Annotated in this window: 29 protein-coding genes; 14 read left to right on the forward strand and 15 right to left on the reverse strand. The window is 69.6% G+C overall.

From position 1 onward, the window contains the following. The first annotated feature begins 107 nt into the window (after positions 1 to 107). Entirely contained in the window at positions 108 to 1280 is a 1173-nt protein-coding gene (locus M1L36_RS15870) for an NAD-binding protein (protein WP_250874718.1), read from the forward strand. Between the two features lie 125 nt (positions 1281 to 1405). On the opposite strand, the gene M1L36_RS15875 is transcribed toward M1L36_RS15870, so the two are convergent. Together M1L36_RS15875 and M1L36_RS15880 are read right to left on the reverse strand one after the other, a co-directional pair. Beyond that, entirely contained in the window at positions 1406 to 1678 is a 273-nt protein-coding gene (locus tag M1L36_RS15875) for a hypothetical protein (RefSeq protein WP_250874719.1), read from the reverse strand. Positions 1679 to 1803: 125 nt separating this feature from the next. After that, positions 1804 to 3273, reverse strand: coding sequence for an HPP family protein (locus M1L36_RS15880; protein ID WP_250874720.1), 1470 nt, complete (start codon positions 3271 to 3273; stop codon positions 1804 to 1806). Positions 3274 to 3369: 96 nt separating this feature from the next. Here M1L36_RS15880 and M1L36_RS15885 point away from each other — a divergent pair, with 96 nt between their 5' ends. Beyond that, positions 3370 to 3828 (forward strand): COG1361 family protein, encoded by a 459-nt coding sequence (locus tag M1L36_RS15885; protein ID WP_250874721.1) that lies wholly within the window; start codon positions 3370 to 3372, stop codon positions 3826 to 3828. A 40-nt stretch (positions 3829 to 3868) separates the two neighbouring features. Here the strand turns inward: M1L36_RS15885 and M1L36_RS15890 are convergent, their stop codons facing one another. The 3 genes from M1L36_RS15890 to M1L36_RS15900 form a co-directional block, all read right to left on the reverse strand. Beyond that, positions 3869 to 4594, reverse strand: a complete 726-nt coding sequence (locus M1L36_RS15890; RefSeq protein WP_250874722.1) for a guanosine phosphorylase — start codon at positions 4592 to 4594, stop codon at positions 3869 to 3871. 91 nt (positions 4595 to 4685) lie between these two features. Next, on the reverse strand, positions 4686 to 5360 hold the full coding sequence (locus M1L36_RS15895) for an HAD family hydrolase (RefSeq protein ID WP_250874723.1): 675 nt from the start codon (positions 5358 to 5360) through the stop codon (positions 4686 to 4688). Positions 5361 to 5365: 5 nt separating this feature from the next. After that, positions 5366 to 5737: a winged helix-turn-helix domain-containing protein gene (locus M1L36_RS15900; RefSeq protein ID WP_250874724.1), complete on the reverse strand. Its 372-nt coding sequence runs from the start codon at positions 5735 to 5737 to the stop codon at positions 5366 to 5368. A 125-nt stretch (positions 5738 to 5862) separates the two neighbouring features. Here M1L36_RS15900 and M1L36_RS15905 point away from each other — a divergent pair, with 125 nt between their 5' ends. Continuing rightward, a complete protein-coding gene (locus M1L36_RS15905; protein WP_250874725.1) occupies positions 5863 to 6417 on the forward strand; it encodes a DUF7509 family protein in 555 nt (184 codons plus the stop codon). On the opposite strand, the gene M1L36_RS15910 is transcribed toward M1L36_RS15905, so the two are convergent. Together M1L36_RS15910 and M1L36_RS15915 are read right to left on the reverse strand one after the other, a co-directional pair. Then, the gene (locus tag M1L36_RS15910) at positions 6376 to 6882 is read right to left on the reverse strand and encodes a hypothetical protein (protein ID WP_250874726.1); all 507 of its coding nucleotides are present in this window, start codon (positions 6880 to 6882) and stop codon (positions 6376 to 6378) included. The two genes, M1L36_RS15905 and M1L36_RS15910, sit on opposite strands and share 42 nt — an antisense overlap. A gap of 3 nt (positions 6883 to 6885) precedes the next feature. After that, on the reverse strand, positions 6886 to 7809 hold the full coding sequence (locus M1L36_RS15915; protein ID WP_250874727.1) for a DUF63 family protein: 924 nt from the start codon (positions 7807 to 7809) through the stop codon (positions 6886 to 6888). A gap of 69 nt (positions 7810 to 7878) precedes the next feature. On the opposite strand from M1L36_RS15915, the gene deoC reads away from it, so the two are divergent. Then, positions 7879 to 8508 carry a deoxyribose-phosphate aldolase gene (gene deoC / locus M1L36_RS15920; RefSeq protein ID WP_250874728.1) on the forward strand — a complete coding sequence of 210 codons (630 nt, stop codon included), beginning with the start codon at positions 7879 to 7881 and terminating at the stop codon, positions 8506 to 8508. 12 nt (positions 8509 to 8520) lie between these two features. Here deoC and M1L36_RS15925 read toward each other — a convergent pair whose 3' ends face one another. After that, positions 8521 to 9690: an outer membrane protein assembly factor BamB family protein gene (locus tag M1L36_RS15925; protein WP_250874729.1), complete on the reverse strand. Its 1170-nt coding sequence runs from the start codon at positions 9688 to 9690 to the stop codon at positions 8521 to 8523. A 123-nt stretch (positions 9691 to 9813) separates the two neighbouring features. On the opposite strand from M1L36_RS15925, the gene M1L36_RS15930 reads away from it, so the two are divergent. Together M1L36_RS15930 and M1L36_RS15935 are read left to right on the forward strand one after the other, a co-directional pair. Further along, on the forward strand, positions 9814 to 11064 hold the full coding sequence (locus tag M1L36_RS15930; RefSeq protein ID WP_250874730.1) for a tRNA (N(6)-L-threonylcarbamoyladenosine(37)-C(2))-methylthiotransferase: 1251 nt from the start codon (positions 9814 to 9816) through the stop codon (positions 11062 to 11064). A gap of 210 nt (positions 11065 to 11274) precedes the next feature. Beyond that, positions 11275 to 12204 (forward strand): hypothetical protein, encoded by a 930-nt coding sequence (locus M1L36_RS15935; RefSeq protein WP_250874731.1) that lies wholly within the window; start codon positions 11275 to 11277, stop codon positions 12202 to 12204. An 81-nt stretch (positions 12205 to 12285) separates the two neighbouring features. On the opposite strand, the gene M1L36_RS15940 is transcribed toward M1L36_RS15935, so the two are convergent. Both M1L36_RS15940 and M1L36_RS15945 read right to left on the reverse strand, forming a co-directional pair. Then, complete coding sequence (locus M1L36_RS15940) at positions 12286 to 13230, reverse strand: cation diffusion facilitator family transporter (RefSeq protein WP_250874732.1); 945 nt, start codon at positions 13228 to 13230, stop codon at positions 12286 to 12288. A gap of 99 nt (positions 13231 to 13329) precedes the next feature. Then, complete coding sequence (locus M1L36_RS15945) at positions 13330 to 13872, reverse strand: HIT family protein (protein ID WP_250874733.1); 543 nt, start codon at positions 13870 to 13872, stop codon at positions 13330 to 13332. Positions 13873 to 14119: 247 nt separating this feature from the next. On the opposite strand from M1L36_RS15945, the gene M1L36_RS15950 reads away from it, so the two are divergent. Further along, the gene (locus tag M1L36_RS15950; RefSeq protein WP_250874734.1) at positions 14120 to 14320 is read left to right on the forward strand and encodes a DUF7835 family putative zinc beta-ribbon protein; all 201 of its coding nucleotides are present in this window, start codon (positions 14120 to 14122) and stop codon (positions 14318 to 14320) included. Between the two features lie 374 nt (positions 14321 to 14694). On the opposite strand, the gene map is transcribed toward M1L36_RS15950, so the two are convergent. Next, positions 14695 to 15588 carry a type II methionyl aminopeptidase gene (gene map, locus M1L36_RS15955; RefSeq protein ID WP_250874735.1) on the reverse strand — a complete coding sequence of 298 codons (894 nt, stop codon included), beginning with the start codon at positions 15586 to 15588 and terminating at the stop codon, positions 14695 to 14697. Positions 15589 to 15846: 258 nt separating this feature from the next. Further along, positions 15847 to 16779: an isoaspartyl peptidase/L-asparaginase gene (locus M1L36_RS15960; RefSeq protein WP_250874736.1), complete on the reverse strand. Its 933-nt coding sequence runs from the start codon at positions 16777 to 16779 to the stop codon at positions 15847 to 15849. Between the two features lie 169 nt (positions 16780 to 16948). Between M1L36_RS15960 and M1L36_RS15965 the strand changes: the two genes are divergently transcribed. The 4 genes from M1L36_RS15965 (at position 16949) to icd (ending at position 22506) form a co-directional block, all read left to right on the forward strand. Next, on the forward strand, positions 16949 to 19357 hold the full coding sequence (locus tag M1L36_RS15965; RefSeq protein ID WP_250874737.1) for a twin-arginine translocation signal domain-containing protein: 2409 nt from the start codon (positions 16949 to 16951) through the stop codon (positions 19355 to 19357). Next, positions 19354 to 20337: a hypothetical protein gene (locus M1L36_RS15970; protein ID WP_250874738.1), complete on the forward strand. Its 984-nt coding sequence runs from the start codon at positions 19354 to 19356 to the stop codon at positions 20335 to 20337. Before M1L36_RS15965 ends, M1L36_RS15970 begins: the two co-directional genes overlap by 4 nt. 68 nt (positions 20338 to 20405) lie before the next feature. After that, entirely contained in the window at positions 20406 to 21101 is a 696-nt protein-coding gene (locus M1L36_RS15975; protein ID WP_250874739.1) for a hypothetical protein, read from the forward strand. A 145-nt stretch (positions 21102 to 21246) separates the two neighbouring features. Then, positions 21247 to 22506, forward strand: a complete 1260-nt coding sequence (gene icd, locus M1L36_RS15980; RefSeq protein ID WP_250874740.1) for an isocitrate dehydrogenase (NADP(+)) — start codon at positions 21247 to 21249, stop codon at positions 22504 to 22506. Between the two features lie 97 nt (positions 22507 to 22603). Here icd and M1L36_RS15985 read toward each other — a convergent pair whose 3' ends face one another. Together M1L36_RS15985 and M1L36_RS15990 are read right to left on the reverse strand one after the other, a co-directional pair. After that, on the reverse strand, positions 22604 to 23494 hold the full coding sequence (locus M1L36_RS15985) for a DUF7537 family lipoprotein (protein WP_250874741.1): 891 nt from the start codon (positions 23492 to 23494) through the stop codon (positions 22604 to 22606). A gap of 125 nt (positions 23495 to 23619) precedes the next feature. Then, complete coding sequence (locus tag M1L36_RS15990; RefSeq protein ID WP_250874742.1) at positions 23620 to 23958, reverse strand: cupin domain-containing protein; 339 nt, start codon at positions 23956 to 23958, stop codon at positions 23620 to 23622. 69 nt (positions 23959 to 24027) lie between these two features. On the opposite strand from M1L36_RS15990, the gene M1L36_RS15995 reads away from it, so the two are divergent. From M1L36_RS15995 to M1L36_RS16005, 3 genes are all read left to right on the forward strand, one after another. Beyond that, complete coding sequence (locus M1L36_RS15995; protein WP_250874743.1) at positions 24028 to 24552, forward strand: DUF5817 family protein; 525 nt, start codon at positions 24028 to 24030, stop codon at positions 24550 to 24552. A 1-nt stretch (position 24553) separates the two neighbouring features. Then, the gene (locus M1L36_RS16000) at positions 24554 to 25039 is read left to right on the forward strand and encodes a hypothetical protein (protein ID WP_250874744.1); all 486 of its coding nucleotides are present in this window, start codon (positions 24554 to 24556) and stop codon (positions 25037 to 25039) included. 76 nt (positions 25040 to 25115) lie between these two features. After that, a complete protein-coding gene (locus M1L36_RS16005; protein WP_250874745.1) occupies positions 25116 to 25481 on the forward strand; it encodes a hypothetical protein in 366 nt (121 codons plus the stop codon). A gap of 44 nt (positions 25482 to 25525) precedes the next feature. On the opposite strand, the gene M1L36_RS16010 is transcribed toward M1L36_RS16005, so the two are convergent. Then, positions 25526 to 25653: hydroxymethylglutaryl-coenzyme A reductase family protein (locus M1L36_RS16010; RefSeq protein WP_501162185.1), on the reverse strand; the 128-nt coding region annotated here is incomplete at its 5' end.

Raw genomic sequence — 25653 nt, forward strand, 5'->3', positions numbered from 1 at the left:
ACCGACCGACAAAGGGTTGACGAACCGACGCACGAGGGGTCGCTCGGCGTTCGACCCCGCCCGACCGCGAACGGGCGGCTTTTGTACCACTACGGCCACCGACCGGTATGGCCGACGACCATCCCTCGACGGCACGCCTGTTGCGGGTCCGGTTCGCCGTCGTGTTGGTGTTCGTCACCGCCGTCCTCTCGTTCGTCACGGGCCTAGCCGCCATCGGCCTGGAGTCCCTCGACTTCTCGGTGGGCGTCGTCGGCGTCGTTCCGCAGGTCATCCGAGCGGCGGTGTCGTTCACCGCCGTCCTGACGGGGTTCCTGTTGCTCGTCACCGCCTACGCGCTCCGGAAACGCTTCGAGGCGGGGTGGTACCTCGCACTGGTGTTGCTGCCGCTGTCGGCGCTCCAGGGCGTGTTGCTCGTCAGCGCGCTCTCCGTCCCGCTGGTCGTGCTCTCGCTCGTGGCGATACCGGGCGTCTACGTCAACCGGTCGGCGTTCGACCGCGAGGAGTGGCTGTCGACCAGCCAGCAGGCCGCGCTCGGTGCGCTCGTCGGTAGTCTCGCCTACGGGACCGCCGGCGCGTGGTTCCTCCGCGAGGAGTTCTCTGAGGGTGCCATCACCGCCCCCGTCGACGCGCTGTACTTCGCCGTCGTCACCGCCAGCACCGTCGGCTACGGCGACGTCATCCCCACGACGTCGACGGTCGCTCGCCTGTTCACGCTGACGTACCTCGTCGTCGGCATCGCCAGTTTCACCGCCGCGCTGGGGACCCTGCTCGGTCCCGCCATCGAAGCCCGCTTCGCAAGTGCCCTCGGAACCATGACCGACTCATCACTCGAACTGCTGGACGACCACGTCATCGTGGTCGGCTTCAGCGACCTGACCGAACCCATCGTATCGGAGCTCGACCGCGAGGACGTCCCGTTCGTCGTCATCACGCGCCACCCCGAGCGCGCCACCGTGCTCCGCGACCGGGGCATCGACGTCTACACCGGCGACCCGAGCAGCGAAGCACCCCTCCACGCCGTCGGCATCGAGCGCGCCCAGTCGCTCATCGCCGCGACCGAGGACGACGCGCAGGACGCGCTCGCAATCCTCACGGCCCGAGAGCTCAACCCCGAGGTCCGCATCGTCGCGGCGGCGACCGACGCCGACAACCAGCGAAAGCTCAAACGGGCCGGCGCGGACACCGTCATCAGCCCCTCGGTGCTGGGGGGCCACCTCCTCGCGCTCTCGGCGTCGGGCGGGGACGCCGAACAGATCGCCGCCCGCGTCCTCCGGGAGTGAGTCCGGGCCGCGAACGGCCCCGACCGTTCTGACCCGCCCTCGGCCTGACCTGCCCTCGGTCTGCGCCGCCCTCTCTCTGCGACGGCTCCGTCCCGTGCCACTCGATTCCGCGACACTTCCGTCGGTCACGCGCCGCAGACGCGCGACCCGTGTTCGACTTCGAGGACGGCGTCGACGACCATCGCCAGGCCCGTCGAGTAGTCGTCGGTGCTGCCGACGGTGCGGACGGTCCGCCACCGACCCGAGCGTTCTCGGCGCACCTCCACGACGTAGCGCGCCTCCTCGGCGTTCGCGTAGGGGACCATCGCCACCTCGACCGCCCCGGCGGTCCGGACCAACCTGAGTTCGACTCGCCCGCCCGACCCACGCAGCGTCAACGCCTCCCACCGGAACTCCATACCGTCGGTCGCCCGACCGTGAGTATCAATCGTGGGGGACGTACCGTCCGTTCGACAGGTGCAACGGTCCGCAACAGTGCGTCCGAGGACCGCCGCCTCCGCGTGAAACAGTGTCCGCGTCCGGGTCAGAACCGGAAGTTCCGGTCGACGATGACCACGTCGGTGTCCAGGCTCCGGACCCGCTCGAACGTCGGGCGGGTGATGAACCGGGAGGCCGCAGAGCGGTCCTGGCTCGCGCCCATGATGACGAGGTCGTAGCTCCGGGCGTTCACCGCGAGGAAGTCGGCGATGTCCGCCCGCGAGATGCGGGTCTCGACGGCGGCGTTCGCCGTCTCGACGAGGTCCCGGAGCATCGTCTCGGCGTGGCGACGGCTCTCCTCGCTCTCGATGCAGTGACAGACCGCGACCCGGCCGGTCCGCCCCGAGAGGCGGGCCGCGAAGTCGAGCATCTCGTGGGCGACGTCGCCGGCCTTCCGGACGGGAACCATCACGTGTTTCCAGCGGGTCCGGCCGTCACACGAACGGTGGACGAGGACGTCGACCTCGCCGCGGAACAGTTCGCGGACGAACGGCGAGAGCGACCCGCGATGGGTCTCGTAGGGCGCGGCGATGAGGTCGCAGTTCGTGTTCCGGGCGGTCTGGAGAACCGTCGTCGCCGCGTTCGGCCCCTCGCTCGCGACGACCACCTCACAGGGGACGCCCACCTCGGTCCGGATGGCGGCGGCGCGCGCTTCGAGGTCGGTGGCGGCGCGGGCGGCCGCGCGCTCCTCGGCCCGACCGGCGTCGTCGGCCGACCGTCCGCGCTGGCCGCCGTCGGTCGCCACGTCGTCGCCCTGGGTGGTCTCGACCTCGCGTTCGGCGTCTGCGACCGCCGCGTCGCCCACGAGGTCCAGGAGGACGACCTTCCCGGCGTCGTGGGCCGCCGCGAGACGCGCGCCCAGCATCGCCGTCGCTACCGGTTCGTCCCCTCGCCACGGGACGAGCACGTGGTCGTCGCCTTTCGTCGACTGGTAGAGGTAGCGTGCGCGTTCGCTGTACACCTGCCGCCGCCAGAAGACGAACACGAGCGCGACGACGCCCGAGGCGACGGCGATGTTCAGCACGTACAGCACTCGTGACCCCGGCACGCCGTCGGTGACCAACACCAGCAGCGCCGAGGAGAACGCCGGTGGAACCTCCACGTCGAGCGCCCACGCCGACGCCCCGGTGAGGAAGACGGCCAGAGCGGCGCTCCCGGCGTGGACGACCGTCCCGTCGGGCGCGTACACTAGCGCCCCGATACGGAACGCGACCAGTCCACAGACCGCCCCGAGCGTCAGGCCGACGACGAACTGCACCGGCGAGGAGTACCGGCCCGTCGGGTCGGCGAACAGCATGTACGTCGCCGCCGCCAGCGGCGGGAACAGCAGGAACGAGAACGCCGGCACTACGTTCGAGACGGCGGTGACCAGCGCCACCACCAGCGGGACGAGCACCAGCGCCGAGACGTGGACGAGGTTCCGCGTCGTCTCCAGCCACACCCGAAGCTCTCGCAACTCGCGGCGCTCCCGTCGTCGAACGCGTCGCAGGAGGTCGCGAACCCGGTCACCGCGCATACGCAGAGTGCGACGGCCACCGTGTATTGCTGTTTCGCTCCCCGGAGCGAGGTCACGACCCGAAAGCGTATACCGGTCGACAGAATCGTCGGGAGTATGGTCCGTGCCCTCCACGCACTGCTCGTCTGTTGTGTCCTGCTCGCCGGTTGTACGTCGGGGGTCGGCGACGCGCCCGCGTCCGCCGGGTCCGAAAACGACGGCTACACCGTCGCCCCCGGCGAGCGCGTCTCGGTGTCGTTCGCCTTCGAGGACGTCCGCGAACTACACGCCGAAGGCACGAACGTCTCGTCGTGGCCCGGCGAGTGGGACGCCGTGACCGTCGAGGCGGCGTCGCTCTCGCCGTCGCCGTCGGCCGGCGTCGACACGCTCCCGCCGTACCACCTCTGGGACACCCCGACCGACGTGGACGCGACGTTCGCGTTCACCGCGAGCGAGTCGGCTCCTCCCGGCGAGTACACCTTCGACGTCACCGCGTGGGACGACGGGAACCACAGCCACGAGAACGGCACGACCGAGTCGGTCACGATTCGCGTCGTCGGGAACGAGAGCGGCTGAGGAGAGCGAAACGAGCGTCCCGACCGAACGGTGTGACCGCTTACAGTTCGGTCGTCGCCGTCAGCGCGATGCCGATGGCGCGTTCGACGTTGTCCTTCGCCTTCTCGGGCAGTTCCTCGCCCTCGGTCTCGCCCTTCTGGGTCCCCTCGACGAGGTTCCCGTCGACGGTGCAGATGGCTCCCGCGCGCAGACCCTTCCGGCGAGCGAGCGTGAACACGGTCGCCGCCTCCATCTCGACGCTCAGGATGCCCCCGTCCTCCCACGCCTTCACGTACTCGTCGGTCTCGGCGTAGTAGGCGTCGTCGGAGGCGATGGGGCCGACGTGCACGTCCTCACCGTTCGCCTCGGCGGCGTCGACCAGGTTCGTCAGCACGTCGTAGTCCGGGACGGCCGGGAACTCGACGGACTCGTACCGTTTCGAGGTGCCCTCGTTCTTCGCCGCGCCGGTGGCGACGACCATGTCGCCGATCTCGATGTCGGACTGGAGCGCGCCGGTCGTGCCGACGCGGATGAACGTCTCGCACCCGATACGCGACAGTTCCTCGACGGCGATGGCCGCGGAGGGACAGCCGATACCGGTCGAGCAGATGGTGAGTTCGCGACCCTCGAACTCGGCGTTGACGAGTTTGTACTCGCGGTTCTCCGCGACGGTCTCGACGTTCTCGCAGTGACCCGCGATGCGGTCGACGCGACCCGGGTCGCCGGGGATGAGCGCGATGTCGGTCACGTCGCCCTCCTCGGCGAGGATGTGGGGCTGTTTGGCCATGGTCGCCCCTTTTCGGCCGGCGGGAAAAGTACGCCGGGTTCCGTCCGAACGCTCCGTTCCCGTCCGAACGTCCCGTCTCCGACCGCGACACTCAGCGCACGCGGTCCCGAGCGAACAGGTCGACCAGCCGCGGCACCTCGGCCGGGGAGTCGAGCACGTGGGTCGCACGGTCGTCCTCGCTCCCGACCAGCACCGTCTCGTACCCCAGGTCGAGCGCGGGTTCGAGGTCGCCCTCGACGCTGTCGCCGACGACGACGTACCGGTCCGTGGGGAGCGTGTCGGCCGCGAGTCGGAGCAACGCCGGGTCGGGTTTGAACGCCCGCGCCTCGACGGGGGAGACGACGAGGTCGACCGCCCCGGAGAGCCCCGCCCGGTCCAGTTTCCGCCGCTGGACGGGACCGTGACCGCCGGTGACGACGCCCACCGGCGCGTCGCGACCGAGCGTGGTGAGCGTCTCCCGAACCCCGTCGGGGACGGCCATCGCGTCGAGTTCCGTCCGGAGGAGCGTCCGGGTGAATCGCTCGGGGGTGACCGACAGGTCGTGGGTGTCGACGAGGTGCCGCGTCGCCGCGAGAAACGGGTCGTGGTGGAACGCGGTGGAGTGCTCGCGGATGGCCGTCCCGAACGTCGAGAGCAGGTCGTCGTCGTCGTCGGTCGCGACGCCACACGCTCGACACGTCGCGGCGAAGATGCCGGCTGGCTCCGGGTCGTAGGTGACGAGCGTCTCGTCGAGGTCGAACAGGAACCCCAGCGGTGCGGTCGACACGGGTGTCAACCGTAGCGCTGGAGCAGTTCGCGCTCCTCGGCGATGAGTTCGCCGACGCCGTGGGTCATGATGCCCTTCCCGAGGGCGGTGGCGACGTAGTACGAGTAGAGTCCGTCCGCGCCGCGCTCGCGGCGCTTTCGGTTGGCGACCAGTCCCACCTCGACGAGACGGTCGAGGTGGTAGTGCAGTCGGTTCGAGGGGACGTCGAGCGACTCGGCGAGGTAGCTGGCGCTCGTCTCGCCCTCGCGGAGCAACTCCGCGAGCACGCGGTAGCGCGTCTCGTCGCCGATAGCGCGCTGCATGTCGAGGTACTCCGAGAGGCTCAGCACACTCTCGGGCGGGAGTTCGGGCGCGTCGTACCGTTCGGCTCTGGACATGGTGGTCGACACGGTAGACCGTATCTACTGCGTTCTACCCGCGCCGGCGGTTTAAGGGTTCTTGAGTCAACGAACGCTGAAACGGCCGGCATTCTTATACTGGCGTGGGCGAGAGCTGCGGACGAATGCGCCAGCGACTCCTCGACGGTCTCGCCCCGACCCGCTACCGCCGCTTTCTCGTCTACGTCATGGGACCGTACAAACACCACGTCGAGGAGAACGCCGAGGCGTTCGCGTTCCTCGAACGCGTCCGCGACGGCCTGCGCGACGAGGGGTTCAACGCCTTCCTGGCGACGGACGTCGACGTCCCGCTCGACGAGATGGACGCCGGCACCCAGAGCGTCGCGTTCGCCCGTGCGAGCAACGTCGTGCTGTTCGTCGTCCGCCTCGACGCGGACAACCTCGGTGTGGGCATCGAGGTCGGCGCGGTGCTCGAAGACCGGTCGCTCGCGACGCCCGAGCGGGTGCTGTTCTGTCACGAGACGGGCGTCCGGAGCGCGATGATCCGTGCGGTCGCCGACCGCTGGGACGCGACGGTCCGGACGTTCGACGACGAGGGCGACCTCCTCGACGAGTGTCGGCTGTTCGTCCGGGACGTGATGCGCCGGGAGACGACCGGCGACCTGCCGTTCCCGCCCTCAGGCGAACAGGAACGAGAACAGCGGGACGAACAGGAGTAACGCGGCGACGAAGACGGCGACCGAGAGCGCCCACGAGCGCCGGACCGTCGCGCCGACGGTCCGCTTCCCGCCGCCGTAGCGCGGCAGGACGACGAACGCGAAGAACGCGTAGAGGAACCCGCCGGTCACGAGACCGCTCAGGACGTGCGGGAGCACCGGGACGTCGGCGACGAGCGCACCTGCAGGGAGCACCGCGTCGAGGACGAGCGCGACGACGGCGTAGAGGACGCCCGCGAAGATGCCGGCGATGTAGTGGACGGAGCGGGCCTGCGCCGCGTCGAGTCTGGTGGGCGGCTGGCCGTAGAGGACGCTCGCGGCGACGAGCGGCGGGGTCGTCCCCTCTTCCAGTCTGCTCATCGGGACGTCCATCACGAGCGCGGCGAAGAACCCCCCGAGCATGGCGACGGGGACCCAGAGCACGGGTTCGATGACGAGCGCTACGGGTGCGAGTGGAGCAGGTGACATGAGTCAGGCGAGTGCGGAGAGCGGCGCGTCGGAGAGGGAGACGAGCGGTGCGAGCGAGGCGAGCGAGGTGGTCGCGGTCCCTCCGAACGCGGCCGCGGCGGGCTGGGCCGGCGAGATGCTGAACAGGACGACGTTGTGGACGCCGGGGCCGAGACCGACCGCGGCGACGAGCGCGAGCAACAGGAACCCCTCGGTAGGCTCCTCCTCGACGTAGCTCGCGACGAACACGACGACGGCCATCGCGAGCGCGAGCTTCAACAGCACGAACAGCCAGGCGGTCCCGAGGAGCGACTCGGTCGGGAGCCCCTCGCCCAGCGAGATGATGGCGGCCGACAGCGGCGTCTGCTCGCCGAACCCGAGCTGGTCGATGCCGACGGCCGTCGAGACGCCGTCGAGCGTGTGGGCGAACACGACGAGTGCGCCCGCGGAGCCGGTGATGCGCGTCGCGTCGGGGGCGACCCGACCGAGGACCACCCACGCGAGCGCGGCGACGACGGCGGCGACGAGAACGCCGATGCCGGGCCAGAGGATGTGCAGGCCGGTGCTCGTGACGGCGACGACGAGCGCGAACCCGAGGACCGCGAGCAACAGCCCCGACCCGGCGACCACCAGCACCATCGCGGCGAACTCCGGCCCGCCGGTGAGCGAGGCGAGTCCCCAGACGAACCCGAGGATGGCGAAGACGCTCAGGTAGACGATGGGCGAACTGAACAACGGTGCGATCGCGTCGGGGACGGCGTCGACCTGGTACAGCGCGTAGAGGCCGGCCCCGACGACCATCCACGGTGTCAGCGCGATGACGGTCGTCTCCCGGACGGCCGGCCGTGCCAACCCGAGCGAGAGCAGGGCCAGCGCCACCCCGCCGGCGACGACCAGCAGGTACGGCAGCGAGGGGAGCGCGAACCCCGACGGCAAGAGCTGGAGCATACCTCACCGTCTGTGGACTCCCTCGAAAGGTTTGCTAATCGTTTTGCACCCCGAGTCGCTGGTGGGGGTATGAACTACGACGAGTTCGCCGCCAGCATCGACCACACCGTTCTCGGTCCGGAGACGACGCTCGCCGACGTCCAGTCGGTCGTCGACGACGCCGAGGAGTACGGCATGAACGTCTGCATCCCGCCGTGTTTCCTCCCCGACGTCGACACCGACGTCACCGTCGCCACCGTCGTCGGCTTCCCCCACGGGCAGAACGCCCCCGTCGCCAAACGCGAGGAGGCCGAGCAGGCCTGGCGCGACGGCGCGGACGAACTGGACATGGTCGTCAACGTCGGCCGGTTGAAGGCGGGCGACGACGACGCCGTTCGCGACGACATCGAGGAGGTCGTCGCCTCGACACCGTGTCCGGTGAAGGTCATCATCGAGACGGCGCTGCTCACCGACGAGGAGAAACACCGCGCGTGTCGGGCGGCCGCGGACGCCGACGCCGCGATGGTCAAGACCTCCACCGGCTTCGCCGACGGCGGCGCGACCATCGCGGACGTCGAACTGATGAGCGAGTACCTCCCCGTGAAGGCGTCGGGCGGCGTCGGCGACTACGAGGAGGCGATGGCGATGCACGAGGCGGGCGCGGTCCGTATCGGTGCCTCGTCGGGCGTCGACATCGTCTCGGGCCACCCCGACGCCTGAGACGGTCACGCCTCACGCCGACTCCAGCGCGTAGAGTCGGTAGGTCTTCTCGTCGCGTGCGATGGAGAACACCGCGCCCTCCGCGACGGCGACGCCCCCGACGGCTCGTCCGAACGTCGAGTGTGTCCACCGCCGGTCGCCGGTGTCGAGGTCGTAGGCCGCGACGCGCTCGTCCTCTCCAACGTAGAGCGTGTCACCGGCGGCAGCCGGCGGCGCGAACACGCCCGCTTCCGACCGCCACACTTCGCCCCCGTCGGCCGTCGAGAGCGCGGTGATGCTCCCCTGGTTGCAGACGACGACGAGGTCCCGTGTGACCACGAGGTCTGTGTCGGTGGTGGGGCCGTCTTCGAACGCCCAGTGGTCGGTCCCGGCGTGGACGCCGGTGTTGAGACGACGCGTGCTGCCGCCGAAGCTCCCGACGAACGCCGTTCGGTTCCGACCCATGGCGACCGACTGGACCTTCGACCCGACCTTGCGTCGCCACCGACCTTGCAACTCCCCGTCGGTCGTCCCGTCGCCGTCGACGGCGTACACCTCACCGCCTTGGGTGCCGACGTAGAGTGTCGGGAGGTCGCTCGTGAGCGTCGTCACCGGCCCGAACACCTCCCCCGACCACTGCTCGTCGCCGGTCTCGGGGGCGACTGCGATCACAGTTCCGTCGTGACAGCCGACGTAGAGGTGGCGGTCATCGTGGGAGGTGACGGGAGCGACGTAGCTCTCTCGGGGCAGGTCCCGTCGCCACCGCTCGCTCCCGTCGGCGAGCGATAGCGCGAGCAGCGTTTCTCGCGCCGGAACGTACAGGGTGTCGTCGACGACGGTAGGGGCGGGCGGCCAACTGCCAGGGTCGAGGTCCACCGACCACACCTCGTCTCCGGTACCGAGGTCGTAGGCGGTTAGTGACCCCGTCGCGGGGACGACTACCCGTCCCTCCGCTACTATCGGTCGTCCCGAGGGGTGGTCGACGTACGTCCCCCACCGTTCTCGCACTTCGTCTCGGGGTGCGAGTGCGTCCGGCGCGTAGCCGGTCGACTGGCGATCGTGTGCACCCATTCGCCACTCGGTATCGGTCGCGGTCCCCGGGTCGTGAGCGACTGTCGGCCCCTGGTCGGTCATCCCGGAGCAGCCCGCGAACGCGACCGACGACCCGCCGACCGCGGCGAGGACCTGTCGTCTGGAGGGCATCTGTCGAACCGAACGAGTCCGCCGGCATAGCTCTTGTCGTCGAACTGTCGGGTGAAACGAACGCTGTGCGCCCCGGACCCGGAACGTGCCGTTTTTCCCCGCGCGGGTCGCATCACCGCTAAGATGGCCCGCTACCACATCGAGACCTACGGCTGTACCGCCAACCGTGGGGAGAGCCGCCACATCGAGGCGGCGCTGCGCGACGGCGGTCACCACCGCGCGCCCGGCCCCGAGGAGGCCGACGTCGCCATCCTCAACACCTGCACGGTGGTCGAGAAGACCGAGCGCAACATGCTGACGCGGGCCAAAGAACTCGAAGGCGTCACCGACGACCTCATCGTCACCGGCTGTATGGCGCTCGCTCAGGGCAACGAGTTCCGCGAGGCCGGCGTCGACGCGCAGGTCGTCCACTGGGACGACGTGCCCAGCGCCGCGCTCAACGGCGAGTGCCCGACGCTGACGCCCGACACCGAACCCGTCCTCGACGGCGTCGTCGGCATCCTCCCCATCGCTCGCGGCTGTATGAGCGACTGCTCGTACTGCATCACGAAGCAGGCGACCGGCAAGATAGACAGCCCGAGCGTCGAGGAGAACGTCGAGAAGGCTCGCGCGCTCGTCCACGCGGGCGCGAAGGAGATTCGCGTCACGGGCCAGGACACGGGCGTCTACGGCTGGGACACGGGCGAACGCAAGCTCCACACGCTGCTCGACCGCATCTGCGACATCGAGGGCGAGTTCCGGGTGCGGGTCGGGATGGCGAACCCGAAGGGCGTCCACGGCATCCGCGAGGAACTCGCGGAGGTGTTCGCCGACAACGAGAAGTTGTACAACTTCCTGCACATCCCCGTCCAGTCGGGGAGCGACGACGTGCTCGGCGACATGCGTCGCCAACACCAGGTCCGGGAGTTCGAGGAGGTCGTCGAGACGTTCGACGAGGCGCTCGACCACTGGACCTGCTCGACGGACTTCATCGTCGGCTTCCCGACCGAGACCGACGAAGACCACCGCCAGAGCCTCGACCTGTTCGAGCGCGTCCGTCCCGAGAAGGTCAACGTGACGCGCTTCTCGAAGCGCCCCGGCACCGACGCGGCGAACATGAAAGGGCTCGGCGGGACGCTCAAGAAGGAACGCTCGAAGGAGATGGTCGAGTTGAAGATGGGAATCGTCCGCGAGGCCCACGAGGCGATGGTCGGCGAGCGCCACGAGGTGCTCTGTGTCGAGCAGGGGACCGGCGACTCGGTGAAGTGCTACGACGAGGCCTACCGGCAGGTCATCGTCACGAACGCAGAGGAACGCGGCGTCGAACCGGGCGACTTCCTCGACGTCGAGGTGACCCGCGCGGAGTCGGTGTACTGCTTCGGCGACCCCCTGTGACGGCCGCGGGTCTCCTGTCTCTCTCGACGTGGCCGGTGCCGACAGCCTCCGAGAGCATCGCTCATCGTTCGGTGAGACGGGCGTCGATTCGCGGCGCTCAATCGAGACGCTACACGACGTGTGTGAAAACGTCTACCGTGTGAACACTCCGGTAAAGCGGTCGTTTCATCCAACCGAAAGCCCATCCTCCGTGTGCCGAAAGGACGACCGATGAGTCCCCAACGACGCGACGTGCTGACGTACGGTGGAGTCGCCCTCGCGACCGCACTGGCCGGCTGTTCGAACGACGGCGACGCCGACGCGGACGACCCGACCGACACCCCCGCCGGGAACGGCACCGACTCTCCCACGCCGTCCGGGAACATGCCCTCCCTGGCCGACTTCGAGACGACGGCGCTCGGCGAGGAGCTGTCGGCCGAGGACGTCTCGGTCACGCTCGACGAACCGAGCGTCCGGTCCTCGATGCTGTACGAGACGGGCGAGGGTGACCGGTCGGAGTACGGTCTCAAAGCCTCCAGTGGGACCTACTATCTGCTCGCCACCGTCGAGGCGGGCGAGGGCGGTCCGACTCCAGAGTCGTTCATGCTCGTCACCGAGTCGAACGGCAACTACCTGTCGGCGGACCCGGTGAGCGGGAACCCGCTTCGCGAGCGCGGTGAGCGCTACGACCCCGAGAACGGCGCTACCAGCGGTTGGGTCGCGTTCCCGGCCGTCGGCGGCGTCGACTACTCGAACGCGGCCGTCGTCGTCGACGGCACCGAATCTGGCTGGGAACTCGACTCCGAGACGCTCTCGGCGCTCTCGAACCCCGTCCCGTCGTTCTCGCTCGACGGCGTCGACGCACCGGCGTCCGTCGCTCCCGGGTCGGAGTTCGACCTCACCGTGCGGTTCTCGAACGACGGCGAGACCGCCGGGACCGCCCGAGGGGTCGTCTGGTGGTCCGCACCCAACCGGCCGATGCGACCGTTCGCCGTCGACGTCGCCGCCGGCGAGACGGGCGAGCACACCGAACGGTTCACCGCGTCGAGTTCGGGCGGCGAGTCGACCTACGTCGTCCAGACGGTCGCCGGCAACGCGGAGGTGACCGTCACCGTCGGCGACGGCGGTAACTCGTCGAACGGGTCCGAGAACGGTTCGTAACCCGAATCGAACGGGGCACCCTCGGTGCTCCGTCGTCCGAAACGTCTGTGAGACGGTTCGCCCCGAGCGACTGCGAGCGACTCAGCGCCGGTCGGCGTCGGGTCGCTGTCGGCCCCGGTCGGCCGCGGGGATGCGGTCGTCGTCGTCTTCCTTCCACTCGCCGAGTTCGCGGGGGTCGAGGTGGACGAACACGTCGTCGACCTCGTCGATGGCTCGTATCTCCCTGACGACGTCGGTCTCGATGTCGTGTGCCTCCCGAACCGTCCGGTCGCCCTCGATTTCGAGGTGGAGGCTCACGTCTATCTCCGGACCGACGTGATGGGCGACGACGTCGTGGACGCCGTGGACGTCCGGGTGGGTGAGTGCCCGTTCGACGATGTCGGCGCGGAGGTCGGCGTCGGGCGCACCGCCGACGAGGTACCGAACGTTGTCCCGGCCGATCTCGAACCCCGTGTAGAGGATGCCCAGCGCGACGACACCCCCCGCCAGCGGGTCGAGGACGGGGAAGCCGAGTGCGGCCCCCGCCACCCCGGCGAGTGCGGCCCCCGCGGTGAGGATGTCCGCGCGGTTGTCGAGCGCGGTCGCCCGGAGTGCGGGTGAGTTGTGGCGGTCGGCGACCCGCGCACAGTAGCGATAGAGGAGGTACTTGACGGCCGCACTCCCCGCGAGGACGCCCGCCGCGAGGAGGCCAGCGGTCCCGTCGCTTCCCCCGGCGAGCACCGACTGGACCGCCTGCCACAGCACGCCGATCCCGGCGACGGAGATGCCGATGGCGACGACCAGCGAGACGAACGGTTCGATGCGCTCGTGGCCGTGGGGGTGCGTGTCGTCGGCCGGTTGGGTCGTCAGGTAGAGTCCCCCGACGACGACGAGGCTGTACGCCGTATCCGAGAGGCTGTTGACGGCCTCGCCGCCGACGGCGAGACTGCCGGTGTAGAGGTAGACCGCGCCCTTCGCGAGCGCCAGTACGAGGTTGACACCCAGGACGAGCAAACCGACCCGTCTGAGCGCCGTGACGCGGTCCATGTCGCCTCGTTAGACACTCCGACGTAAAGACGCTGTGGGCTGTACCCCTCGAACGTGGGCGTTAGACGCGTCGAAACTTCGGTTCGAGGGTCGACGGCGTCACCGAACCCGGACGGCTCCGGACTCCCCGACGACGGCGTCGTCTTGCTCCGCGAACGCCTCGTGCAGACGGTCGTACGTGTCCTCGATGGCCTCGACGATGACCTTCGTCCCGGCGACGACGGGCATGAAGTTCGTGTCGCCGCCCCATCGCGGGACGACGTGGGTGTGGATGTGGTCGCCGATGGAGCCGCCTGCCGGCCCCCCGAGGTTGAGCCCCGCGTTGAACGCCTGCGGGGAGAGGGCCGTCTCCAGGGCGTCGAACGTCCGCTGTTTCAGCCGGGCGTGGTCGAGCAGCACCGCGTCGGAGAGGTCGCGGTAGTCGCCGCCGTGGTCGTAGGGGATGACCATCGCGTGTCCGGGGTTGTACGGGTAGTTGTTCAGCAGCACGTATGCGTGGTCGCTCCGGGCGACGATGCGGTGCTCGCGGTCGGCCTCCCGGTCGGGGAGCACGCAGAACACGCAGTCGTCGTCGGGGACGCCGCCGTCGTCGGAGTCGCGCTCGACCCACTCGATTCGCCACGGTGCGAACAGCTGGTCCATACTGTGTCGGCCTCTTTGGGGCATCCTAAGGGTGTCTGTTGGCGTCGCCGAGTGCCCTGCCCCCCGTTTAGCTGTTGTGGCCCACAACGTCGATATCGGCGTGAAACGGTCGGAAAAACAGTTGTGAACGGTTCTGGGCCGAACACGCGTTCGAGGCCGAAAATCGCACGACGGGGGGCGAATTTCACCCTGAACAGCTCCCAACGGTTTACCCCCTTTATACCTTCGTACTCGGTAGCGGTGAGCGATGGCAGCGACACAGAACAGTCGGAACGACATGACTGAGGAGTGCCCCGAGTGCACCCAGGAGACGGCCCACTCCGTCTCGCTCCAGATCCGCACCGAGAGCACGAAGTCGGAGAACGCACAGTTCTCGCGCGAGCCCTACCGCGTCACCACCTGTCTGGTCTGTGGGCACGAACGCGCGCTGCGGATGAACAACGCGTAACGGCCCTCTTTCTGTTGCTCTTCTCCAGTCCCGAGCGACCGCACTCGACCGTCCCTCCCCGCTCGTCGCACACCACCCGTCGTTCGTTACTCGTCGTGCACCGCTCGTCACCCACGTCACGACGACTCGCCGACTCCACGCTCGACGCCGCGAGTAGCCGAGGGTTCACGTACCGAGACGCGGTCAGCGTCGTGGTGGACTGACTCGCCACGGCGCGTCCCGCGGGCGTGAGCCCGGACGGCGACGACGGCCGGCACCGTCGCTCGCCGAGTGCGACGCAGCGCGACGTGGGCGGGGTGGTCGTCTCGACGACTACCGGACCGATGGCGTCGCCTGTTCGCCACGCCACCGTCCAGAACCGAGGAGGAGGGCCGCTATCGCGAGCGCGTCGTCACTTCACAGCCGTCCTCGGTGACGATGACGGTGTGTTCTTTCTGGCTCACCAGACAGCCCTCCGCCTCCTGGAGGACGGGGTAGCCGTGGACGATGCCCTGCTGTTTCAGTCGCCGGAGCGCCATCGACGCGCGGTCGGCGTCGAGCCAGCGGGTCGCGAACGGGAGCGTCCGGAACTCCTCGGTCACCTGGTCGACGACCTGTCGTGCCTGTCGGTTGCGGACGCTCCGCTCGTGTTCGAGCGCGAAGATCTCCTCGGTCGACCCCTCACCGACCTTCCCGCTGCCGTCGGTCGCGAACGGTTCGATGGCGACGACGTCGCCCGCTTCGAGTTCGACGCCGGTGTCGACCGCGCGGTTCGGGATGTTCGGCGGGATGTGCTGTTGCCAGTGGCCGAGGCCGTGCCCGGTGAGGTTGACGACCGGGTTGAACCCGTAGCCGTCGATGGTCTCCTCGATGGCTGCGCCGATTTCGCCGGTGTGGACGCCCGGTTCGACCAGGTCGAGGGCTGCCGCCAGCGCCTCCTCGCTCGCCTCGGCGAGGTCGTCGTTGCCCGAGAGGTCGACGGTGATGGCGGTGTCCGCCAGCCAGCCGTCGACGTGGACGCCGATGTCGAGGTTCACCATCTCCTCGCCGAACTCGGTCGGGTCGTCGACGCCGGGGGTCGCGTGGGCGGCCTCGTGGTCGACACTGATGTTCACCGGGAACGCCGGCTTGCCGCCGAGTTCCCGGATTCGGTTCTCGGCCCACTCGGCGACTTCGAGGTGGGTGACACCCACGTCGACGCGCTCGGCGGCCTCGTCGCGTACTTCCGCGAGAATCTCGCCCGCCTCGCGGTGTTTCTCGTACTGCTCCGTCGTGAGGTCGACGCTCATACTCCGCGTACCCCGGTGCGAGTGAAAGAGGTTGTGCTGTCCGTGAGCACCACCACGTGCGACGGTTTGTCGAACGAGCGTCTATATAGTTCACTTAGAAAGGCACCATCCCGTCGAGCTCATCCCGCTCGTCGACCGCGGCGGACGGGCGGGCAGCGCTCGACACGACCGGCGAGGACGGGCGCTACCGACTCGTCGTGGTTCGGTCGTCTCGCGACTGACGCGCTCGGCTTCGGGGTACGAGACCGGACGGCTCCATCACTCCGTGTCTTCGCTCGCGTGTCGGCCGGTCTGCATCGCATCGGAGTTGAACGCGCTCCCGGCCCGCCCCTCGGCGTCCATCACGACGACGCCCGCGCTGCTCTCGGTGATGTCTTCGAACTCCTCGATGGCGAGTTCCGCGGCCGACTGCGCGTCTCGGCCGAGTTCGAGGTGGTCGACCGCTCGTCGGGCCAGCGTGACCCGGACGATGTCCTCGCCCGCACCGGTCGCGCTCGCGCCGCCGGCGTGCGTACAGAAGAAGCCCGACCCGACCTGCGGGACGTCCCCGACTCGACCAGCGAGCGCCCGCCAGCGCCCACCCGTCGAGGTGAGCGCCGCGACGGTCTCGCCGTCGGTCGCGACCGCACCGACGGTGTCGGACTCGTGGTGGGCGTCGCTCCCGTCGGTCGACTCTGTCCCATCACCCGACGAGTCACCCTCCGGCGCGCCCCCGAAGTCGTCGCGGAGCCACTCCAGTTGGGCCCGGATGTCGTCGCGAGCGGGTGGTTCCTCGTCGGCCCACTGTTCGCGAGTGCGCTCGCTCCAGAGGTCGGCGTCGACCGCGACGTCGTAGGCGTCGGCGAGGTCGACGGCGTGGACGCCCGAGAGACAGACGTGGGGCGTCTCCTCCAGCACGAGACGGGCGACCTCGCTGGCGTGTTCGACGCCGGGCATCGAACTGGCCGCGCCGACGCGACGGTCGCTCGTCATCACGCCGGCGTCCGTCCGGACGACGCCGTCGGACTGGACCGACCCGCCGACCCCGGCGTTGAACCGGGGCGACGATTCGAGGACGCGGACCGTCTCGACGACCGCGTCCAGTGGCGTCTGTTCGTCCCGGCCCGCCGCGACCGCCTCGTCCAGCACCGCCTGTCTCGGCTCCGGGTCCTCGATGGCGCTCCCCGCGCCGCCGTGTGCGATGACGTACATGGCTGGTGTGGCGTTGGGAGCCCCTTAACTCCGGGCGACTCGGTACTCGCCCCCGAAACGCCGCCGTTCGTCGGCCCGTTTCTCCCGCAACTACCACGGTAGTATGACTGTCCTACCGACGAGACAGCCGCCCCATAGCTAACCCCATCGTCGTTGCGCTCTCGCACGAATGCCAGGAAACGAAGGGCACAGTCGGCGGAGCTTCCTCAAACTCGCGGGGGTGAGCGTCGCGGCCGCGGGCGTGGGTGCGGGGAGTACGTACGAAGCGTTCGCCGCTCCCGGCGAGACGCAGAACGGGTGGACACAGTACGAGAGTCCGACCAGCAAGACGCTGCTCGGCGTCGTCCAGACCACCGAAGGACCGTACGCCGTCGGCGGTTCTGGCGACGTCCTCGCACGCCGGCCCGACGGGTGGGAACTCGTCCTCGACCGCGGCCCGACGGTCCAGTCGAACGGCCTGCGCGCCGTCGGCGTCACCGACGACGGCCGCAACGTCTGGTTCTCGGGTGGCTCGGGCGTCGTCGGCCAGTACGACGTCGTCGACGAGCGCCTCACCGACTACTCCGCGCCGGGCGGGAAGACCTCGACGTGGGAGGGCATCGCCGTCACCGGGTCGGCCGGCAGCGAGACCGTCCACCTCACCAACGGCTCCGGGGAGTACCTCAAAGGGACGAAGAACGCCCAGGGCGGCGTCGACTGGGACACCGCCATCAAGCCCGGAGGCGGGTCGACCGCAACCGCGGTCTCCTTTATCGACGGGACGACGGGCTACATCTGTGACACCAACGGGAAGGTGTACGAGACGACCGACGGTGGCGACTCCTGGTCGACCATCGGCATCGGCTCCGGTGGGGCCGGCGTCGCGCTCTACGACATCGCGCCGGTCTCGCCGAGTCTCGTCTTCGTCAGCGGCGGGAACGGCTACATCTACCGCTACGACGGCACGCGCTGGACGCCCGAGAAGCCGGGCACGAACGCCATCTACTCCGTCGACCACGACGGGGCGACCGGTCTCGCTTCGGGGTCGGGGGGCGTCGTCTACGAGTACGGTGCGGACGGCTGGTCGGAGGTCCAGACGCCGACGACGAAGGCGTTCCGTGGGTGCGCACTCGACACGTCGGGGGCGTTCCCCGACGTCGCCGTCGGCTCCTCGGGGTCGGTCGTCGAGCGCGGCGACTACACGAAGCCGCTCCCGAACACGCTCGCCATCTCCACGACGAGCACGGAGGAGACGGGCTACCGCCTCGTCGTCGACGGTGCGGTCGAGCAGGGCGCGGACGTCGAGAGCGCCGACGCGCTCACGAGCAACCTCGGCACGCCCGACGTGGTGACCGGCACCGTCGGCGGCACCGACGCCACCGACACCTACAGCTACTCCGGGGAGGTACTCGACTTCGAGATAACGAGCGGCGCGCCCGCGAACGTCGACCTGACGCTGAACGGGTCGCCGACCGAGATCAAAGAACTCCGCGACCGCCCGTGGCGCGAAGTCGCCTCGCCGACGGGCAAGACGCTGTACGCCGCCGTCCAGTCGAGCGAGGGACCGTTCGCGGTCGGCGCGGGCGGTGACGTCCTCGCGCGGCGACCCGACGGCTGGGAGAAAGTCGTCGAGTTCGGGCCGCTCGCGAAGTCGAACACGCTCACCTGCGCGGGCGTCTCCGACGACGGCCGTGACGTCTGGTTCGCCGGCGGCTCCGGCGTCATCGGCCAGTACGACGCGGTCGACGACACGCTGACGAACTACTCCGCACCGAAGGGCAAGACATCGACGTGGGAGGGCATCGCGGTCACCGGCACGACCGACGACGACGCCGTCCACCTCGTCAACGGCTCGGGCGAGTACCTCCGGGGGACTCGCCAGCCGAGCGGCGCGATGGAGTGGAGCGACGTCGTCAAACCCGGCGGCGGCTCCTCGGCGAAGGGCATCTCCTTCCTGAACCGCTCGACGGGCTACATCGTCGACACCAACAGCAAGGTGTACGAGACGACCGACGGTGGCGACTCCTGGACGACCATCGGCATCCCCGGCGGTTCGGCGGGGCTGTACGACGTCGACGCCCAGGCCGAAGACCGCATCGTCGTCACGGCCGGCGACGGGACGCTCTACCGCTACAACGGCGCGGTCTGGACGAAGCTCTACGCCGGCGGTAAGTCGCTGTTCGCCGTCGACCTCCAGGGCGACACCGGCTACGCGGTCGGCTCCTCCGGCGCACTGTACGAACTGCGCGAGAACGGCTGGGAGGCCGACGACTCGCCCGTCGAGAGCGGGCTTCGCGGCGTCGCGCTTTCCGACACCGAGACCATCCCCGACGTGGCCGTCGGGGCCTCTGGGAAGATCGTCGAACGGCGCTCGTACGTCGCGCCCCTCACCGGGTTCGACGCGATGCCGACCGACCCGGACGGCGACGGGCGGTACGAGGACCTGACCGGCGACGGCACGTTCGGGCAGGCCGACGCGCAGGCGCTCTACGACCTGCTCGACGACCCGCTCGTGCAGGCGAACACCCCCGCGTACGACTTCAACGGCGACGGCACCGTCGACGTGAGCGACGTGCAGAAACTGAACTCCTGGCTATGACGACAGACACACCCAGACTCGGACGGCTCGGCAGTATCGGCGTGGCAGTACTCGCGGTCCTCGCGGTCGTGGTCGGCGGCACCGCCGTCACGGCCCAGGAGGGCGACGGCGGCCAACCCACCGTCGACCTCGTCGCGGTCGACCCCGCAGCGGACGGCACCAGCGACACCTTCGCGGTCGTCGCCGAGAACGTCAGCGGCGTCGGCGCGTACGAGTACACCGTGCGCGTCGAGGGCGACGAACCCGGCACCGTCGAGGAACTCGTCCCCGGCGGGAACCCGCCCGAGTTCTTCACGACCGTCGAGTACCGCGATGGCGACACGACGGCGTTCGCCCGTGTCGTCGGCGCGGAGACGAACGACTCCGGCCCCGTGAGCATCGGCACCCTGACGTTCAGCGAGGCGGTCGAGCGCGAGGACCTTTCGCTGTCGGTCGCGGCGCTCGGTGACGCCGAGGGCGAGAGCTACGACGTGCGCGTCGACGAACCGACGGAGTCGGCGTACTACCAGGTCGACTTCGTCGCGGGGTCGCCCATCGTCGACCTCGGCGAGAACGGGACGTACAGCGAGCAGGCTCGTCTGCTCGCCTACCTCCACGGCTCGACCGAGGAGCCGGTGAGCCGCGTCGGCGGCCCCATCGCCGACGAGAACTTGACGCAGTGTGTCAGCGTCGAGTCGGTCGACGTGGGTGACGACCGCGCGGTCGTCGCGTTCACTGTCGCCGCGGACTGCGAGGAGACGCTCTCGCTGGCGAGCTACGAGACGCCCGACGCGGGTTGGAACGCCTCGGCCGCCAGCGAACAGGTGCTGTTCGACACCGCCGAAGGTCGCTTCGGCCCCGGCAACCACACACTGGCCGTCGAACTGCCCGGCGACCCCGGCGCGTCGATGGACGACTCGGAGACGGACGCCGGCGACGGTGAGGAGACGACCGAGACGGCGAGCGTCGACGCCCGATACCTCCACCAGACTCGGTTCTGAGTCGACGAGGCTGCCTCGACGATTACGAACGCGAACCGTTTTCTTCGGCCCGTCTGTGTCCCGAGACGATGCAGTTCGACCGGCGCACGCCGACCGACCACACCGTCGTCGACCGGTTCGACGGCGGCGTCGGCTGGCTGGCCCACCCCGACGAGGAGGCGCGGCGAGTCAGTCACGCGTTCGTCGACGGGGACGGCGTCTGGGTGTTCGACCCGCTGGACGCGCCCGACGTCGACGACCTGCTCTCCGAGTACGGCGAGGTGGCGGGCGTCGTCGTCCTGTCGAGTTTCCACACCCGCGACGCCGCCACACTCGCCGAGCGCCACGGCGTCCCCGTCTCGCTCCCGCCGAAGACGGACCGCGTCGCCGAGCGCCTCGACGTCCCCACCCGACGACTCCGGAACGGCGACGGCGGGTTCGGGTTCCGACAGGCGACGCCGCTCCCCTCGTGGCGCGAGACGGTCGCCTACCGCGAGCGCGACGGGACGCTGTACGCCGCCGACAGCCTCGGGTCGGCCCCCGGCTGGACCACCGCCGAGGAGCGACTCGGCGTCTACCTGTTCTGTCGCCCGGTCCCGCCCCGAGCGCTGTTCGCCGGTTTCCAGCCCGAACGCGTCCTGTTCGGACACGGCGAGGGTGTGTTCGAGGACGCGACGACCGCACTCGACGACGCCCTCGCGGGAGCGCGCCGGCGGTTCCCGAGAGCGCTCGTCGAACAGGGTCGCGACCAGGCCCGGGCGCTGGTCGCGGCGGTCCGCGACTGAGCGGTCGGGGGCGGTCCGGGGCCCCCACGGTCCGGCCGAGTGCAGAGTGGGGAAACGTCAGCCGAACCCCACGAGAACCCATGACATCCCCGATTCTCGTCGGATAACGGCAGACCTTTTACCGCGACGTGTGGAGTTGCCGCCAATGTCTTACGAGAAGGTCGACGTTCCCGAGGAGGGCGAGAAGATCACCGTCGCCGACGACGGCGAGGAGCTCCACGTCCCCGACAACCCCATCATCCCCATCATCTACGGGGACGGTATCGGACAGGACGTCGGTCCCGCCGCCCAGACCGTTCTCGAGGCCGCCGCGGAGGCGACCGGTCGCGAGATCAACTGGATGCGACTGTACGCCGGCGAGTCCGCCCGCGAGCGCTACGACGAGAACCTGCCCGACGACACCGTCGAAGCCATCAAGGAGTTCCGCGTCGCCATCAAGGGTCCGCTGACGACGCCCGTCGGTGCCGGGTTCCGCTCGCTCAACGTCGCGCTCCGGAAGAAGCTCGACCTCTACACGAACATGCGCCCGACGTTCCACCTCGACGGCGTCCCGTCGCCGGTGAAGAACCCCGAGGCCATGGACATGGTCAACTTCCGTGAGAACACCGAGGACGTCTACGCCGGCATCGAGTGGGAGGCCGGCTCCGACGGCGTCGAGGAGGTACGCGAGTTCATCGAGGAGGAGATGGGCTTCGACTCGACCATCCACGACGGCCCGGTCGGCATCGGCATCAAGCCCATCACCGAGTTCGGCACGAAACGCCTCGTCCGCAAGGCCATCGACTACGCGCTGGAGAACGACCGCGACTCGGTCACGCTCGTCCACAAGGGGAACATCATGAAGTTCACCGAGGGCGCGTTCCGCGACTGGGGCTACGAGGTCGCAGAGGAGGAGTACGGCGAGGAGGTCATCACCGAGGACACGCTCTGGGAGGAGCGCGACGGTGACGCCCCCGAGGACGCCGTCGTCGTCAACGACCGCATCGCCGACAACATGCTGCAGCAGCTCCTGACGCGCACCGAGCAGTACGACGTGCTCGCCATGCCGAACCTCAACGGCGACTACCTCTCGGACGCCGCCGGCGCACAGATAGGTGGCCTGGGCATCGCACCCGGCGCGAACATCGGTGACGGTCGCATGCTCGCCGAACCCGTCCACGGCTCCGCGCCCAAGTACGCCGGTCAGGACAAGGTCAACCCCTCGGCGCTCATCCTCTCGGGCCGCATCATGCTCGAGTACCTCGGCTGGACCGACGCCGCGGACCTCGTCCGTGACGCCCTCGAAGAGACCATCTCCGCCGGCGAGGTCACCTACGACATCGAACGTCAGATCGACGGCGGCGAGAAACTCGCGACCAGCGAGTTCGCAGAGCGCGTCGCCGAGCGCATCCGCCAGAACGCGTAACCGGACGTCTCGACCCTCGACCCGTTCTTTCGACGCCACTCCAGGAGCGGAAGCGCCCGGCGTGCCGGCACGCCGTCACCGGTCACGGTGACGGTCGTCACGGTGACGGAACGTACCGGCCGCGACTCCCGTTCGGGCCGGTCCGTTCTGGAGGTTGGCTTCCGTTCTCGACGGCGAATCGGTACCACGACGGTCGTTCGACCTGGGTGTCGCCGACGGCGGTGATACGCATGCTCTCGACGACCCGGAGCGTCCGCTCGTCGAGGGTCACGTCGTAGGTCAGTCGGTACGACCGGACCAGGCCCGCCCGCGTGACGACCATCGTGAGCGAGGCGTTGCGGACGTCGGTGGTGAGGGGTGGTTCGTCGAGCGCGGCGGGAGTCCGCAGGCCAGTCGAGACGAGTCGGACGGTGTCGGCGGTCGGCCCATCCCGGACCACGAACGAGAACGCACCGCCCAGCGCGCTCACTCGCTCGTCGCCGGTGATGCCGACGACGAGCGAACTGAACTCGTCGGCGGGCGCTTGCTGGTAGCGGACCTCGTCGTCGTCTTCGAGGCGGGCGACGACGCCCGAGCCGTTGCTCCAGAGGTCGAGGCGGGCGACGGCCGCCCGCGCGGGGTACGACCCCGCGATGGTCTGGTTCTGGTGGTAGCGGAACTCGGGGCGGAACGGCTCGACGCGGTAGCGGCGCTCGGTCCGCCGGACGAGAGTGCCGGCTTCGCTGATGGTCCTGGTCGCCGACCGCGTGAACGAGTCGCCGACCAACGCGTCGCGGTGGCCCGCCGCGAGTGCGACGGCAGACACCTCCCCGTCGGCGGTCACGCCCGGCACGACGACGGGGACCGGCGTGGGCGTCGGGGGTTCGGTCGGCACCGCCGCTGGCGTCACGGTCGCCGGTCGCTCCGCGTCCTCACGGCCGCCCGGTGTGGCTCCACAGCCCGCGAGCACGACGACGACGGCGAGCACGACGACGGACCAGCGGCGCATACGGCTCACGTCGCGGCGAGACGGCCTAAACGTTCACCACGACCCCGACTGTCGCCGGTGGTCGGGACCGACGTCGGCGAACACACCAGCGTCTCCCGCGACGTCCGTCCACTCACACACCGCGTTCACTCCGCCCAGTCGGGGTCGCGCCGCGGCGGGGTGAACAACTCGACGCCGGTCACCACCGCGTCGCCGTCGTTGCGTGCGGCGTGTGGCTCCTCGCTCGGGATGTCGTAGGCGTCGCCGGGGCCGACGACGAGTTCCTCGCCGTCGACGACGAACGTGAGCGTCCCGTCGACCACGTAGCCCGTCTGTTCGTGAGGGTGGCTGTGTTCGGGGACGTCCGCGCCGGGTTCGATGTGGAAGTACTGGAGACTCACCGACTCGCCGGCGAGTAGCTGCCCCAACTCGACTCCCTCGACGGCTTCGACCCGGTCCCACTCCTCGGGGGTGACGACCTGCATACTCACCACTGGGGGCGGAACGTGCTAACCCTTCGGAGGGTTTTCGACGGTCGGGGCGGTAGTCGACGTATGTACTCGGTCGTGGGGTGTCCCGACTGTCGTGCCCTCAAGATCGTCGACGGGCGACCCGAGACGACGAAGTGCCAGCGCTGTGGGCGGACGTCGCAGTTCGAGAAGCTCCGCACGTTCTACCGGAACGAGGACGTCGACGCCGTCCGTGAGATTCGCGCTCGACTCCTCGCCGAACGCTCGGGCCACGGTGACGCCTACGAGGCGCTCGGGACGTTCTCGGACCTCGACGAGGACGCCGACACCGCCGGGATGAGCGCCGAGGAGTTCCTCGACCGCTCGGGACTCGACACCGACGCCGTCGCCGCCGCGGGCGACCGCGCCGAGGGAGGACAGGGGTCGTCGATGAGCCGCAGGGAGACCGTCGAGACCGCGCTCGACGACCTCGACCGCCCGACCGAAGACGAGGTGGTCGACTACGCCGCCGACCACGGCGTCCCCGCCGACTACGTCCGCTCGGCGCTCGCCCGACTCGCCCGACGCGGTGAGGTGACCGAGTCGAACGGCCGCTACCGCAGGCTCTGACGTGCGCTCGGACCGCACCGACCGCTCGGCGGCGGCCGCTCGCTCCGAGGAGACCGACGACCACGAACCGTCCGACTGGCGCGACGACGAGTTTGACGACCCCGACAGTCTGCTGGCCGACGAGCGGGACGGGGGACCGACCCGCGACGGCGTCGACCCGATGCCGCTGGTCGTCGGCGCGTTCGTCGCGTGTGCGGGCGTCCTCGTGCTCGTCCAGCCGGTCGTCCCCTCGGTGACCGTCGCCGGCGAGGCGGTCCCACCGTTCGTGCTGTCGGCCGCCCCGTTGTCGCTCGGGTTCGCCATCGGGACCGTCGGGTTCGCCCGGCGAGGCCAGCGGACGGTCGCGCTCGCTCACGGCGTCGGCGCGGTCGGATTCGGCCTGCTGTTCCTCTCGACCGGTATCGGGAGTCTGCTGTTCCTCTGGGCCGGGCTGGCGGTCCTGCTCGGCGGCGTGGCGTTCCTCGTCGCGCAGACACGCCGCGACTGACCCGCGACGGTCCTCGTTCGTCGGTCGAACACGGCGAAACGACACGCTGAAGCGCCCCGTGCCAGAGTGCGTCGGTATGGACATCGAGCGGACGACGACGGTCGCACAGGGACTCGGTCTGTTGGTCGGTGGTGGTCTCGCGCTGCTGGGGACGTTCGTCGAGGCGTCGGTCGGTGACGTGAGCCTCACGGCGCTCGGTATCGGCGTCGTCGCCGCCGGGTTCACCGTCGCCGCGCTCGGCTCGCTCGCCGCCTCGGCGCAGGCCCGCCCGGCGGCCGCGAAGGACAAACGCATCCAGGCCGGGCTACAGGGCCTCGCCGCCATCGGCTTCGCAGTCGTGTTCGTCGCGCTCGCGGCCGACCTCGGCGTGGCCGTGTTGCTCGTCGGTGGCGTACTGGTGTTCGGAGCCGTCGCCACGCGCTCGTACCTCGAAGACGACTGAGCGCCCGACACGCGAACCGAGAGGAGAGACGTCGTTCTCGAACGTTACCGGCCCAGTTCCTCGTGAGCGCTCGCGAGGTGGGAGGCCGCGAGCGCCCCCAGCAAGGAGAGCTCTCCGGCGAGCGTCGCCACCGCGACGACCTCGGCGAGCGCGTCGGCGTTCGTCCCGGCGG

It is taken from the genome of Halomarina rubra (genome assembly GCF_023699475.1).
In the GTDB taxonomy this organism is placed as follows: domain Archaea; phylum Halobacteriota; class Halobacteria; order Halobacteriales; family Haloarculaceae; genus Halomarina; species Halomarina rubra.